Raw genomic sequence first — 13,706 nt, forward strand, 5'->3', positions numbered from 1 at the left:
TATGTCTTTTTCTTTATCAAGCACCTTTCCTCATCATAAGCCACTGATAGCGATGATTCATGTTCCGGCTTTACCTGGCACACCGGCTTATCGCAACAACTGGCCTGCTGTTCTAAAAAAGGTACAAGAAGAGGCCGAGTTGCTGACTGCTGCGGGGGTGGATGTGCTCCTTCTAGAAAACATGCATGACACCCCTTATTCCGCTCGAACGGTTGGACCCGAAATAGTGAGTAGCATGACAGCTGTAGCACTGGCCGTGAAAAATATTGCGCCGCACTTGCCCTGTGGAATTCAGGTCCTAGCTGGTGCCAATCAAGCTGCTTTAGCTGTAGCGCTGGCGGCTGACCTTCAATTCATTCGGGCAGAAGGTTTTGTTTTTGGCCACCTAGCTGACGAAGGCTGGATGAATAGCGATGCAGCCGATCTGCTCCGTTACCGGAGAAATATTGGAGCGGAACATATTGCTGTTTTTACTGACATCAAAAAAAAGCATAGCGCTCATGCAGCTACTGCCGATGTTAGTCTAGCTGAAACGGCTAAGGCTGCTCATTTTTTCCGAACGGATGGCCTAATTGTTACAGGAACAGCTACGGGCAGCGAGGCAAAACCCGAAGATCTTGCAGCGGTTAAAAAAGCGTGTCCGGAGCTTCCGCTTCTGGTGGGGTCAGGAATCAGTCCGGAAAACGTGGAACAATACCTGCCTTATGCGGATGCTTTCATTGTAGGGTCAGCCTTAAAAAAAGAAGGACACTGGGCTAATGAACTGGATACAGGAAGAGTGGAGAAAATGGTTGCTGCACTGGCGAAGTAATCTATCTCACTTTCCGCCCTTTCCAATAAAAAGAAAGCGGTAGTAAAGCAAGTGTTCCAATCAGCACAATATAGAAAGGGTGAATCAATTGCACGGGGAACAACCACCTCAGCCATTGGTGGTCACCCATTTCGCGACAAGCGAACCTGAGATAAAACCCTTCTCCAAATAATTTCACTAGCCAAACCAATCCCACAAGTAGCGGATTATAAAAGAGCAATGGTAATAACAATACCATACCCCAACAAAGAAAAAACACCAAGGCTTGAAAAACGAGAAGATATGGGTCACGATAAGCACCTGTTTTTCCCGCCCACCGCAGTCGCTGCCAAAATAACTTCTGCCAACTATCTTCTACTCCCGTAAGTATTGCTGCTGATTTAGAGAATAAAAACTTAATAGATTTTACATCTTTACTTACTGCTTTTTGCAGCAAAAAAACATCATCCCCTGAAGCCAGTTTTTCATTCCCTTGATAGGCGCCTAGTTCATGAAAGTAGGCCTTAGAAAACGCAAGATTAGCGCCATTCGCCAAAAGTGGACGCCTTTGATAAACAGCAGCTCCTGTGAGTAACATCGTACCGCAAACATCAAGCCCTTGCCAAGCAGTAAGTAGAGTAGGAGGACCGCTCATTTGCACTGGCCCCAATATCATTTTCGCCCCCCCCTGCCAGGCAGATACTATTTCTTCCAGCCATTGTTTTGACACGATGACATCAGCATCGGTAGTAACAATCAGTTCTCCTTGAGCTTTTTCAATTCCCTTTTTCAGTGCCGCTTTTTTACCGTGCTCCTTGTTCCCTCTTTGGGAAATTAAGTGCAATCGCTCATCTGCCACTTGCCCAACAACCTCAGCTGTGTTATCCGATGAATCATCATCAATGACAATAACTTCTATTTTCTCTGTGGGATAATTCTGGTTCAAAACCGAACGGAGGCAAGCCCCGATATTGGAGGCTTCATTGCGGGCAGGAACAATGACGGACACCATGGGAGATTCCGTAAGGCATGGCACTGAATCACGATAGGCTAATTTTCCTTTCTTCCAACTTTTGGCAATCCACCATAAAAAAAGAGGGTACAACAGACTTAGTGCCAGTGTACCATACAACACTACGGTACTTATTAAAAGGTACACAGTACTTGGTATTGCATCCATTTTTAGGAATTTAAACCGATGATCAGGAACAAAAACCAGCGAAGCTACCTTACTTTACGTGAGATTTGCCTAATCATTTCTTGCCTCCCTAGGAAGACAAAAAGGCACCGCGAAGTAGCAGTGCTAGCTAATCCTCATGTTACTTACTAATCCAGCGTTCAGGGTTCAGGCGTTCTTTTTGGCGCCATAATTCGAAGTGAAGTTCTCCGGCCTGGGTGCTTATGTTCCCTATCGTTTGGCCTGCAGAAAGGCTTGTTCCACTGCTTACATTTACACTCTCTAAATTGGAGTATACGGTATAATAATCACCATGCCTTACCAACACCATATTGCGGTAACCAGGCACAAAATGGGTACTCACCACAGTACCCGCTGCTACTGCTTTGACTGTAGTATTGGTTTTGATGCCAATGTCAATGCCATTGTTTGAAATTTCTACTCCTTTAACTGTAGGGTGAGGCTGTCGGCCAAAACGTTTTACTATTTCGCCTTCTACTGGCCAGGGCAAACGCCCTTTCTGGCTGGAAAAGTTACTCGCTTCATTGCTTACTTCAGGTGTAGCAACATTACTCGAAGCAGGCGCAGCAGCTGTAGTGGTTGTTCTATTTCTTTCTGCCTTCCTGATTCTAGCCATTTCCGATGCGATAGATTCCTCGATGGCTTGATTGAGTTCTTCGCGCGCAATTTCTTGCTGCTTGATTTCTGTCAGAATATTTGCTTCACTCTTATTGAGCTTGGTCAGCAACTGATCCTGAGCACCTTTTTCTCTACTGATAGCCAGCCTCTGGTTCTCTTCGGTTTGTAACAACTTTTCTTTCTCGGTACGGCGTACCTCCAGTTGAGTCAACTTGGTTTGTAAAGACTTTTGTGTCGCGACAATCAAACGAGCCTGTCTGCTACGAAATCGCTGGTATTGCCGAAGGTATTGCCAACGACGGAACGCCTCATTAAAGCTTCGGGAAGACAAAAGGAAACTAAGCCACGTATTTTGCAATCGGCTACGATAAGCAGCCCTCACCAAGTGGCTGTATTCTTCTTGCAATCGTTCTACATCTTCATTGAGTGCGAATACTACCTCATTGGTACGAATAATACTGGCATCCGTGTGGGTGATTTCCTGCTGGAGGGTGGTAATAAGCTCTGCTCGTTTACGGATTTGTTGCTGCAATAGCGCCAACTGTTCCACGGTCGCGGCCTTGTTCCTTCGAGTATCGCCCAAACGGCGGTTATTGGCATTAATCTCTGCCAATAGCTCTGCTCGCTTATTCTTTAGTGCATCCGCTGACTGCCCGGACAATACTCCGGCAGTACTGCATACAATCAGTACCAGTAAAAGGGTGCTACTTAGACATCCGTTCATAGCGCGGAGGTACACTGAAATCGATGTTGGTAGGAACGTTGAGTTCAACTTGCGTAAATTCTATTTCTATCTCTGCCTTACCCGTTTCCCGGCTATTGACAGCAATTTTACGAAGGTAAGAAAAATCACGGTTGGTGCCCGCATCCTGGTAATTCAGTAATTGAATTGCCAACGAACGAGCACTTCTTTCTTGCTGTACTTCCATCCGATCCAATTGGTAATCGGGTAACAAAAACCAAAAATCGTTGCGGGCATCCTCATCTTCAGCAGACCAACGGAGGATATTTTCTTCCATACTGGACTTGGGCGTGTACTGCGTCAGAAAAACCGGATTTCCCAGTAATATTTGCTGCAACATTGCCAAGTCTGCTGGCAACTTAAAGCGCTCGGAAATATAACTGATGGGCTCCGCAGCATACTCTTTATTGAAACGATCCAGGATAAAAAGCGAATCTGGCGTCACCATGGCCCGGGCGACTTCAAAACCAAATTTCTTGACGCTCATCCAGATGGCTTTGCCTTTTTGCATTTTGATGGTTGCAGTACCGCCAACAGACATGTCACCATCATCAAAAGAAAGGCGTGCGCTGCCATTGAGCCATTCTGCCTGCACCTGGTTTTGTGCAAAAATATTGATATAATCAGCAGGCCCTAGGGGGCGATCAACCGTGGTCGTTTCGGTTACTTTCTTATTCGTATTACACCCACTGCTTAACACAAGGGTCAATACGACAAAGGCACCTAAAAACGAGCGAAATATTGGTAATGAAATCATAAACTCCTATTTGCAATTTTATCTTCTAAACGCTTACTATTGCCGCCTAGTGCCTTGGCTTGCTGCCAAAAAGAAACGGCTTGTTCTGTGTGTTTCAGCTGAAACTGAATATCCCCTGCCAACTCCAAAGCCGTAGGCCAATAATTAGCTCCGTTGGCAAGGGCCTTGGTATTCCATTCTTCTGCCGCCTCGTAGCGACCGTCCTGATAATACACCTTGGCTAATCCATTCGTGTAATAAGGATGATAAGGCATTTGGTTAGCAGCTCTTTCGGCTGCAGCCTTAGCATCTTTCAGTTCATTCTTTTCCAGGAGGTACTCTGCGTAACGGTAATTTACATCAGACGACGCTGGTGCCAATTCCAATGCTTGCTTGAATGCAGCAGCGGCAGCGGCTTTATCTCCTTTATGGCTGTATACCTGGCCTTCAAGCGCCTGTATTTCTCCACGCAATGCTTGATCTCGGCCACTCATCATGGTTGCCATATTTGTAGCATCCAAGGCTTCATCATAACGCTTGGTCGCGTCGGCCCCCAGTGCCAGGTAATATTGGATAACAGCACGATTGGGAAAGATATCCAAAGCGTCGTTTGCTGCTTCATACAGTCCGAGGCCGTCACCTATTTCATAAAGAGCGGTCAGTAATTGTTCCCATACGGGGAATACATTTTCATCACGCTCCAGGGTAGCTCGGTATTTCACAATAGCTTCCTTCCGCCGCCCGGAGTGATAAAGTAAATCACCCGCAGCTGAAAAGGGCTTGGCGTCACTGCTGTGTACACTTTCCATGATGGTTGTCAACTCAAGAGCAGCATCGGCGATAACCTTATTACCCGTTTCGGAAACCATCGTGATAAAGGGATAAAGCTTACCTATTTTTAAATCTACCTCTACATCGCTACGCTCAAAAGCAGGTCGCAATTCGGCAAGGTAACGCAATTCATCTTGTTGTACATTGGAACCACCAGCCAATGCTAATTGTGCCTTGGCATCTTTAGGATTTTGGGCAATAATACGCTCATATACCTTACGGGCAGCAGCCTTATCTCCTTGTGTATCATAGAATGCCGCTAAAATGTGCTTGTATTCTAATACATTGGGGTAAGCCTCCACCAAGCGCTCAAGTTCTTTGCCCGCTCGTTTGGTATCACCCAAACCCAAGAATAAAGTATGCCGCCGCCGGGCAATTTCTTCATTGAATCCTATCGCCTTTTCCAAATCATCATATACCTTGATGGCTTTATCTACCTCTTGGGCTTTGACCAAGAAGTACGCCCAGCGAAAGTAGGTATACTGGTCATCGGGAGATTTCTTAGCCAGTGATTCGTAAAGTGCAGCACCTTCGGCGTTGCGGCCTTCTTGCTGATAGATGTCTGCCAAAAACTTGAGGTACCATTCGTTATCTGGAGCAAGGTTTGTAGCAGACTTCAAGTAACGGACAGCATCTTCGATGTCACCCTGGGCATGCAGAAGTCGTCCTAGTTCGTAAGCCACGGCAGCATTATCACCATCCTGACGATACAACTCGCGGAGAATACTGACAGCTTTGTCATAGTTGCCCAAAAGCTTTTCGCGGTTGGCTTCTATAAAAAGCTTTTCGCGATTTACTTCTTCTTCGGTCACCTGCTCCTGTGCAAGCACCGTACTTATAGACAAAAACATCAACAAGGGTAGTAGAATAGTTCGACTCACAACAGTGGGTTATCTTAATAAAACACACAAATTTACAGTGTATTGGCGTAATAACTCAGCCGACACCTCTTTAACAACAACGAAAATTCCTTTCTGGTTATTAGGACACGCTATGAAGTTAATTTTTCTACGCTATTTTTTGTTTTCAAAAGGGCCGAGCCGGGCTTTTACTAAGGCGATTTTTAGAACTTCCGAAATGGCACCAATACCTACCCGTTTGTTAAATAATTTAGATTTAATATTGAGACCCTTGCACACATCGTTTAAAGAGCTGTATCTTTAGAAAGATACAAAAACTTCTTTCACGCATTCCTTTTCCGCTCTCGTCCCCATCTTTAGGAATAGCAATCGTGTAAGCAAATAATTATTCAATTGCACTGTCAACAGTTTTAGAAGCACAGGTCATTCCTCAGCCTGCGCGGCAACAAGCCTGGTTGAAATTAGACCAGCCCTATACGGGAGAGTTCGTCCTGACTATTCTTAATAGCAAGGGGTAAATACTGACCAAAATTGCTGACGAAATGTCCGATGGACAGTGTACGCTGCCTATAGGTAGTTTGCCATCAGGCTTGTACTATTACCAATTACAGCTTCCTGAACAATTGCCTATAAGTGGTAAAATGTGGCAGCTTCCGGAAGGGGCAACGAATACTCCATTTAACGGTTGGGATGGAAAAATTGCGGGACAGTTCGCAGCGACCGGAGTATATGTATGGTCGGCACAGATAAGGCTGACTAATGGCGAAGTTGTTGCGTTGAAGGGGGAGGTGTTGCTGGTGCGGTGATAATGACCTTGGGGAGCATTGCACATACTTACTGCCTGTGTTGGATATATTCTTTTTTGTGAGTCCATCGCGGCAGAGGGCTAGCCCCCTCCGTCCTGCGGACACCTCCCCGTGGGGAGGACAAGGGTTTTGTTTGGGTTGTGGGTCGTCGTTTTGACGGTATGTTGTGCAGGCGCAAAACGGAATTCTGCATACACTCCTATCCTGATAGATTTGTATGGATCGTATCGGCGCGTAAGGCGGAGCCTGGAGCGCGGCGGACGGAGGAGCAGGACAAGGGACAGCAGTGGTACCGAAGGTAAAAACGAATGGCCCGGTGCCGATCCCGACTGCATCAGTCGGGAGAAGGCATGGCCCCTCATGAAACAGAAGGCAAATACAGGGAGAGATGTTATCTTTGCAAAAAAGAGGTAAACTGATGCAAATTGAACATCTCGGCATCGCCGTAAAAGACCTGGAGGCCGCCAATGAATTGTACACTACACTACTAGGTAAGGAGCCTTACAAGGCCGAAGAAGTAGACAGTGAAAAAGTGATGACTTCCTTTTTTCAAACGGGGGAATCCAAGGTTGAGTTACTGGCAGCTACCGCCCCTGAAAGCGCTATTGCTAAATACATCGAAAAACGAGGAGAAGGTATCCACCATGTAGCATTTCGGGTAGCAGATATCCGTGCTGAGATGGAGCGCCTTCGAGAACAGGGCTTTCATTTACTCAACGAAGAACCTAAGCGAGGTGCTGATAACATGTGGGTTTGTTTTGTACACCCCAAGTCTGCAAATGGCGTATTGGTGGAGTTGTGCCAACCTGTAGCCGAATAACTGTTTATGATCTGCACTTTTAAGTACCTTTGTGCTGCTAAACTACCTGACTAACAGCATGGCTTACCAAAGTAGAAAGAGAGATTACCGCAGCCCGCGCGAAAAAAACGCGGTCACTTGGCGAAATACCAAGCTGATTGTGCTTTTCTCCACGATGGCGATCATCGTTTGGATTTTTAAAAATCGTTACGAATATTGGGCCTGGATCAAGACCTATTTCTATTAGACTTGTTTCACTGGGATATACCGGGGTTAAATCGCGCCTTATCTTCCCACGCTATGCTTTTTTTGAGTCACTTAACTAAGGTTAGGCTCCTCAAAAAAAGCTTCGCGTGGTTGATAATGCATCAATTTCCCCACCGATCTCCCCCAGTGGAACAAGTCTATTGATTATCTTTGTATTGAGGGAGTGTAGATTATTTATTTCCTTATCCCTAAAGTAAGTATCCTCTATGAGTAATTTTGTTGTTTCGGCCCGTAAGTATCGTCCTCAGCGCTTTGATGAAGTGGTAGGGCAGCAGCACGTGTCCTTAACCCTCAAAAATGCTTTACAGAGTGATCACCTGGCTCATGCTTTTCTTTTTTGTGGCCCTAGAGGAGTAGGTAAAACGACTTGTGCCCGGATTTTAGCGAAGACGCTGAATTGCCAAAACCCTACCAGCGATTTTGAGCCTTGCAATACTTGTGACAACTGTGTCTCCTTTAGTCAAAATGCGTCCTTCAATATTACGGAGCTGGATGCGGCTAGTAACAACTCGGTAGAACATATTCGGGCACTGATTGAGCAGGTTCGGTTTCAACCTCAACAAGGTAAATACAAGGTGTTCATCATTGATGAGGTACACATGCTCTCGCAGGCGGCTTTCAATGCTTTCCTAAAAACGCTGGAAGAGCCGCCGTCATACGCTATTTTCATCTTGGCCACGACGGAGAAGCATAAGATTATTCCGACCATCCTATCTCGTTGTCAAATTTTTGATTTCAAAAGAATTCAGACACCCGATATGGTTGCTCACCTGGCGGGTATCTGTGAACAGGAAGCCATTAAGGGTGATGCAGATGCCTTGCATATTATCGCGCAAAAGGCCGATGGTGCGCTGCGAGATGCGCTTTCTATTTTTGATCGGATTGTCTCCTTTTCGGGGAAGCAAATCACTTATGAGGACGTTATTACCAACCTCAATGTTCTCGATTACGATTACTATTTCCGGGTTGTAGATGCCCTGTTGGCCGAAGATATTCAGCAGACACTGATGATCTTCGACGATATTCAGCGAAAAGGTTTTGACGGCGATTTATTCGTCACTGGCCTGGCCGAGCATTTGAGAAATATCCTGGTATGCAAAGACGAGCAAACGCTCAGTCTGCTCGATGCCAGTGATACCCTCAGAGATCGCTACCAGCAACAGGCTCGCCTGAGTGGCAGTGATTTTATATTGACCTCTTTAAACCTTGCCAACGAATGTGACCTCAACTATAAGCTGGCCCGCAACAAGCGGTTGCATGTGGAGATGACGCTCATAAAAATGGCAAGCATAGGAAGAGCCTTCCGCATCGCTGATCAACCGCTGGTAGCCCCCGCAGTACAGGAAAAAAAAACGCCTGACGCGAGCGTAAGCAGCCCGGTTGCTAATGCTGCCGATGTACCTTCAGTAGGGATCGCGCCACCACCTAGCCCAGGAAAAGGCGAGCAAGCTCCTGCTGTAGCCCCCAATAAAGAAACCAATTCCTCAACTGCTCTGAGTGAAACTCCACCAGCGACAGCCCCTATTCCCATCAAGGAAAAGGCTAACACTATGGGAAAAGCCGACCTAAGTAGTATGCTTGCCCAGCTCAAGGAGGAAGATAAGATTGTGGTAAAAACCGTTGATGAACTCAAGCTCAACGACGTCCAAAAAGCCTGGGATAGGTACGCAGCATCCGTTGAGCGGGATAGCCTACGCTTTCAATTGCAAGGCGTGGAACTCTCATTGGAAGACATGACTATCACCGCTAAGGTGGGTTCCATTTTGGTAGAAAGTGCCATTCGTGAAGAACATGACCTCACCGAGACATTGCGCAAGCAACTCATGGCCCCAGACCTGATGCTAAAGGTAGATGTAGATGCCAGCATGCGTAAGGAAGAGGTAAAGTTAAAGCCAAAAACACTCAACGCTCGCGAAAAATACCAAATGATGGCCGAGCAAAATCCGGCAGTAAAAGACCTAGTAAAGCGCTTTGGCTTGCGGCCAGATGAATAGGAGGGGTTGCTTTCTCGCTAAACGTATTCAGTAAAGTCAAATTTTCGGTAACCAGCAACGGTGAGATACATCCTTTTTGCTTGACAAAAAAGGATCAACCTGCCTGCGGGAGTGTCTCAAATAGTGTGTCTCGCGCAGAGACGCGGAGACGCAGAGGTTTTTTATTGCTGGTTATCAAGTGGATACATTTTGACAACTTTAGTTAGACACCGTTGACTGTACACTCTCCTGCCTGCTAGCGAGACGCTGTCGAGCAGGCAGGAAAGTCAAGGCTTGTGACGATTCTCCTAAAACTCCGAGGACCGCAGGGACGATCAGCGCAGCTAAACCACTTAGTGCCGGGTATATCGTGGTCGCTTGCGAAGCCGCTCGTCTAAGGATCGTTTCCGTAGGAGGATAGAGGAAACAAATATTCGGCCTAAATTAAACCTATTATGGTAAAAATCGCTTTTACTAGGGAATCATCCCTTTTTTAGGACCTCGTATCAATTATTCAGTACATTTTATGGAACCGACTAACAGCTTATGGCACCTTGAAAACGTAGACGTCAGCGGCATCTTCTGTCCACAAAAAGTGGCAGACGGTGGTCTAGATAGCCAAACACATCGAAATTTTAAGCGTGGAGAATATATTTTTCTCCCAGACGAAGATGCCGATAAAGTATATTTTGTCTTTGAAGGGCGAGTAAAAATTGGCACCTACGGAGAGGATGGCAAAGAAATCACCAAAACAATCCTTGGTCCTGGCGAAGTTTTTGGAGAATTATCTATCATTAGTGAAAACCAGGAAAAACGTCGGGATTTCGCCTTTGCAATGGAGAAAACCACTACGTGCGTACTCACGATGAAGCAAATCAAATCACTGATGCGCGAATACAATGGCTTTAGTCTTTTCCTAATGAAAATCATGGGAAGACGTGTACTTCAAATGGAGAAACGCCTGGAATCTTTGGTATTTAAAGATAGCCGTACCCGCATTATTGAATTTTTATTCAACTTGGCTACAGAGAAAGGCCAACGCGTTGGTTATGAAGTAGTCGTTCGGAAATTTATTACACACCAGGAAATCGCCAATCTAACGGCCACTTCGCGACAGACGGTTACCACTATTCTTAATGAATTGAGAAATGATAATGTGCTAACATTCGACCGTAAACGCCTACTGGTGCGTGATATGGATTTGCTCAAAAAAGAGATGGATATCTAAGCGTATATTGGGCTTCTAGCTAATTGCCGGCCATTTTTCGCCGGTAAAGTCGATGTCTTTGATCATCAGCTGTAGTTTTTTCTTCCCACCCCAATGGTTTTCTTCTACAGAATAGGCGATAGTAAATTCTTCATGTTGAGCAAAGAGTTCATAATAATCCTTCATCCCAAATGCAATAACATGCAAAGGTGGACCGGTTTCCTGCTTAACCTGAAGGCGTACGTGCTCGTCTTTTAGTAAATCTATAGATCCGAACGCTTTTACGTTAGTACTCACGAACACAGGGTTGCGGTTAGCTGGACCAAAAGGTGCAAATTGGCGAAGTACATTATAAAAATCAGTTGTTATCTGTTCCAATTTCAGGGTCGCTGCTATTTCTATTTTTGGCTGCAACCCATCTTCGGGCATAAGTTCTTCGATGGCTGCTTCAAACCGCTGCGCAAATTCTGGCCAATGTTCTTCTTTCATTGATAAGCCAGCTGCATTGGTGTGGCCACCAAAACTGAGCAACAAATCTTCGCATGATTCAATAGCGCCAAACAGGTCAACGTTTCCTGCTGAACGAGCTGAGCCTACCAGCACCTCGTCTGATTTTGTCAAGATAACAGTAGGCCGGTGAAAATCGGTCGATAAGCGAGCCGCTACAATACCAATGACCCCTTTGTGCCAGTGTGGTTGATAAAGCACCAAGCTTTTCTGAGCTTCCCAATTGGGATTATCCTCTACATCTTCGCGAGCCTCATCAGCCGTGCGTTTATCGTATTCTCTGCGGAGTTCGTTGCGTTCGCGCAATTGTTCTGCATAGTCTTTGGCTTTTGCTCGGGTAGTAGCCAGCATTAGCTTTACTACCAGGCCAGCATCTGCCATTCGCCCAGAAGCGTTGATGATGGGGCCAATTCCAAAAACGATATCACTGATTCTAAATGGTTTACGACGGCTCGTTACTCTAAGTAGAGCCTGTAAACCAAACTTACGAGTAGTATTTAATTGTCGTAAGCCATAAGTAGCCAAAATACGGTTTTCACCTATCACTGGCATGACATCGCTAGCAATACTTATCGCTACAAAATCAGTTAAACGCTGAAGTTCTGTATCTGATTTTCCCCAATGCCGGAGCATAGCTTGGGCCAACTTGAAAGCGACACCACAACCGCTTAAATTAGGATTAGGGTAATTGCAATCTGGTCGTTTAGGGTCAAGAACAGCCGAAGCAAAAGGCCATTCATCGCCGGGTAAATGATGATCGCAGATGATTACATCCATCCCTTGGCTTCGTGCGTTATCTACTGGCGCCTGGGCCCGAATGCCGCAATCAACCGTAATAAGAAGCGTTACCCCTGAGTTTGCGGCATAATTTATACCTTCCTCTGAAAGACCGTAACCTTCTTTGTATCGATTTGGAATGTAAAAATCAACCTCCCGATGGCCTTGATCCAAGAGGAATTGATAGAGAAAGGAAACCGACATCGTACCATCGACATCATAATCCCCATAAATTAGAATTTTTTCGCCGCGGTTGATCGCCATATCCAGTCGATCCACGGCTTTCTCCATGTCTTTCATTAGGAAAGGGTCATGGAGCAACTCCCATTCTGGTTTAAAAAAGGCCTCAGCTGCTATTACACTTTCTACTCCCCTTTGCACAAGAAGCTGGCATAAGGCTGGGTTAAGTTCCAGTCTTTGCTGTAATTCACCGGCTTTTTCCGGGGCATAAGGTACAGGCAGCCAAACGGGGGTTTGCATGTCGGAAGGTTAGCGAATTCTTTTTTGCTTAAACAACTAAGGTATAACATTCTCTTTACATTACTGGTTATTCTACAAAGCAAAAGCCGGATTTGCTTTCACAAACCCGGCTTTGCCTTTGGTATCAGTAAGTTATAAAAGCAAAATCTTAGTTGCCACCAGCTGCTTTCAACAAGCCACCCAAATCTGGGTTAGGCGTAAGAGAAGTACGACGGTTAGCCTCGCGACCTTCCTTAGTAGCATTATCACCAGCAGGCATGGTATCACCATGACCAGCGATAGTAATCTGTGACGCGTCTACACCCTTGCGGATCAAACGGTTAGCAACAGACTTAGCACGTGCGTAGCTCAAGTCCCAGTTGTCGGTACCAGCATCAGCAGCGAATTGCTTGTTGTCAGTGTGTCCTTCTACCAATACTTTGATCGCAGGGTTAGCCTTCAGTTTTTCAGCCATTGCGTCGATAGCATTACGCTGATCACGGTTCAAGCTAGAAGAGCTATTACGGAAGTTTACTGGTTCTTCAGTTACAAGGTACAAGCGACCATCGCGCTCTTCCATTGTCAGGCCAGAATCCGTGTAAGCGGCGAACATACCATTAATTTCATCCTTAATGGCTTTCAATTCTGCTTCTGTCATGTTCAGTTTTTCATTAACCTGAGCAATTTGAGCAGTCATATCGGTGCGAAGGCTGCTAAGTTCGCCATTCAAGCGAGCTTTTTCAGAAGCCATTTCAGCAGCTAGGGCATCTTTCTCTTCCCCTAAGGTTTTCACCTGTGATTGGGTTTCAGCAAGTGCCTGATCAGTAGCTGTCTTTGCAGCTTGCAATTCATCAAATTTCTTCTTTGATACGCAAGACTGGAAAGAACCGGCTACCATAACGAAGATCAACGCAGTGATTATAAAACGCATGTTCTCTGTAAGTTTGATTTAAAAAAATTTTATTGACTCTTAGTTTCGAGTAACGAAAATTATTAGTTATTAGGTTTACTACAACAACTGCTTGCAAAGCAAGACATAATTTTTGAATAAAACAAAGTTTACCGTATCCAAGTTATCCACAGTGGAAGAAAACTGGTAGAATAACCAGTCATAGGGGTGTAATTTTCAGTTTTTA

The 13,706-nt window shown here is 45.5% G+C and carries 12 protein-coding genes; 6 read left to right on the forward strand and 6 right to left on the reverse strand.

Annotation, left to right across the window (positions count from 1 at the left end; translation table 11 throughout):
* Position 1: 1 nt before the first annotated feature.
* Complete coding sequence (locus tag ACRBG0_RS15765; RefSeq protein WP_431487826.1) at positions 2-811, forward strand: BtpA/SgcQ family protein; 810 nt, start codon at positions 2-4, stop codon at positions 809-811.
* Position 812: 1 nt separating this feature from the next.
* On the opposite strand, the gene ACRBG0_RS15770 is transcribed toward ACRBG0_RS15765, so the two are convergent.
* The 4 genes from ACRBG0_RS15770 to ACRBG0_RS15785 form a co-directional block, all read right to left on the reverse strand.
* On the reverse strand, positions 813-1,970 hold the full coding sequence (locus tag ACRBG0_RS15770) for a glycosyltransferase (protein ID WP_431487827.1): 1,158 nt from the start codon (positions 1,968-1,970) through the stop codon (positions 813-815).
* 139 nt (positions 1,971-2,109) lie between these two features.
* Positions 2,110-3,330: a murein hydrolase activator EnvC family protein gene (locus ACRBG0_RS15775; RefSeq protein WP_431487828.1), complete on the reverse strand. Its 1,221-nt coding sequence runs from the start codon at positions 3,328-3,330 to the stop codon at positions 2,110-2,112.
* On the reverse strand, positions 3,311-4,105 hold the full coding sequence (locus ACRBG0_RS15780) for a DUF4292 domain-containing protein (protein WP_431487829.1): 795 nt from the start codon (positions 4,103-4,105) through the stop codon (positions 3,311-3,313). The genes ACRBG0_RS15775 and ACRBG0_RS15780 overlap by 20 nt, the downstream gene beginning before the upstream one ends.
* On the reverse strand, positions 4,102-5,796 hold the full coding sequence (locus tag ACRBG0_RS15785; protein WP_431487830.1) for a tetratricopeptide repeat protein: 1,695 nt from the start codon (positions 5,794-5,796) through the stop codon (positions 4,102-4,104). Before ACRBG0_RS15785 ends, ACRBG0_RS15780 begins: the two co-directional genes overlap by 4 nt.
* 521 nt (positions 5,797-6,317) lie before the next feature.
* Here ACRBG0_RS15785 and ACRBG0_RS15790 point away from each other — a divergent pair.
* The 5 genes from ACRBG0_RS15790 (at position 6,318) to ACRBG0_RS15810 (ending at position 10,848) form a co-directional block, all read left to right on the forward strand.
* On the forward strand, positions 6,318-6,581 hold the full coding sequence (locus tag ACRBG0_RS15790; protein ID WP_431487831.1) for a hypothetical protein: 264 nt from the start codon (positions 6,318-6,320) through the stop codon (positions 6,579-6,581).
* A 418-nt stretch (positions 6,582-6,999) separates the two neighbouring features.
* On the forward strand, positions 7,000-7,401 hold the full coding sequence (mce, locus tag ACRBG0_RS15795) for a methylmalonyl-CoA epimerase (protein ID WP_431487832.1): 402 nt from the start codon (positions 7,000-7,002) through the stop codon (positions 7,399-7,401).
* Positions 7,402-7,459: 58 nt separating this feature from the next.
* Positions 7,460-7,627, forward strand: a complete 168-nt coding sequence (locus ACRBG0_RS15800) for a hypothetical protein (protein WP_431487833.1) — start codon at positions 7,460-7,462, stop codon at positions 7,625-7,627.
* Between the two features lie 226 nt (positions 7,628-7,853).
* Entirely contained in the window at positions 7,854-9,641 is a 1,788-nt protein-coding gene (locus ACRBG0_RS15805; protein ID WP_431487834.1) for a DNA polymerase III subunit gamma/tau, read from the forward strand.
* Between the two features lie 505 nt (positions 9,642-10,146).
* Positions 10,147-10,848, forward strand: a complete 702-nt coding sequence (locus ACRBG0_RS15810; RefSeq protein WP_431487835.1) for a Crp/Fnr family transcriptional regulator — start codon at positions 10,147-10,149, stop codon at positions 10,846-10,848.
* A 15-nt stretch (positions 10,849-10,863) separates the two neighbouring features.
* Here the strand turns inward: ACRBG0_RS15810 and recJ are convergent, their stop codons facing one another.
* Positions 10,864-12,591 carry a single-stranded-DNA-specific exonuclease RecJ gene (gene recJ / locus ACRBG0_RS15815; protein ID WP_431487836.1) on the reverse strand — a complete coding sequence of 576 codons (1,728 nt, stop codon included), beginning with the start codon at positions 12,589-12,591 and terminating at the stop codon, positions 10,864-10,866.
* Positions 12,592-12,739: 148 nt separating this feature from the next.
* Positions 12,740-13,501, reverse strand: a complete 762-nt coding sequence (locus tag ACRBG0_RS15820; RefSeq protein WP_431487837.1) for an OmpA family protein — start codon at positions 13,499-13,501, stop codon at positions 12,740-12,742.
* Between the last annotated feature and the right edge of the window lie 205 nt (positions 13,502-13,706).

This window comes from Lewinella sp. (assembly GCF_050633125.1).
Classification (GTDB): domain Bacteria; phylum Bacteroidota; class Bacteroidia; order Chitinophagales; family Saprospiraceae; genus Lewinella.

What these genes read in the sequence shown, in the direction of transcription:
- ACRBG0_RS15820 (WP_431487837.1), bottom strand. Translation starts at nt 13,501, where the DNA reads ATGCGTTTTATAATCACTGCGTTGATCTTCGTTATGGTAGCCGGTTCT.
- ACRBG0_RS15775 (WP_431487828.1), bottom strand. Translation starts at nt 3,330, where the DNA reads ATGAACGGATGTCTAAGTAGCACCCTTTTACTGGTACTGATTGTATGC.
- recJ (WP_431487836.1), bottom strand. Translation starts at nt 12,591, where the DNA reads ATGCAAACCCCCGTTTGGCTGCCTGTACCTTATGCCCCGGAAAAAGCC.
- ACRBG0_RS15790 (WP_431487831.1), top strand. Translation starts at nt 6,318, where the DNA reads ATGTCCGATGGACAGTGTACGCTGCCTATAGGTAGTTTGCCATCAGGC.
- ACRBG0_RS15765 (WP_431487826.1), top strand. Translation starts at nt 2, where the DNA reads ATGTCTTTTTCTTTATCAAGCACCTTTCCTCATCATAAGCCACTGATA.
- ACRBG0_RS15780 (WP_431487829.1), bottom strand. Translation starts at nt 4,105, where the DNA reads ATGATTTCATTACCAATATTTCGCTCGTTTTTAGGTGCCTTTGTCGTA.
- ACRBG0_RS15805 (WP_431487834.1), top strand. Translation starts at nt 7,854, where the DNA reads ATGAGTAATTTTGTTGTTTCGGCCCGTAAGTATCGTCCTCAGCGCTTT.
- ACRBG0_RS15800 (WP_431487833.1), top strand. Translation starts at nt 7,460, where the DNA reads ATGGCTTACCAAAGTAGAAAGAGAGATTACCGCAGCCCGCGCGAAAAA.
- ACRBG0_RS15770 (WP_431487827.1), bottom strand. Translation starts at nt 1,970, where the DNA reads ATGGATGCAATACCAAGTACTGTGTACCTTTTAATAAGTACCGTAGTG.
- mce (WP_431487832.1), top strand. Translation starts at nt 7,000, where the DNA reads ATGCAAATTGAACATCTCGGCATCGCCGTAAAAGACCTGGAGGCCGCC.
- ACRBG0_RS15810 (WP_431487835.1), top strand. Translation starts at nt 10,147, where the DNA reads ATGGAACCGACTAACAGCTTATGGCACCTTGAAAACGTAGACGTCAGC.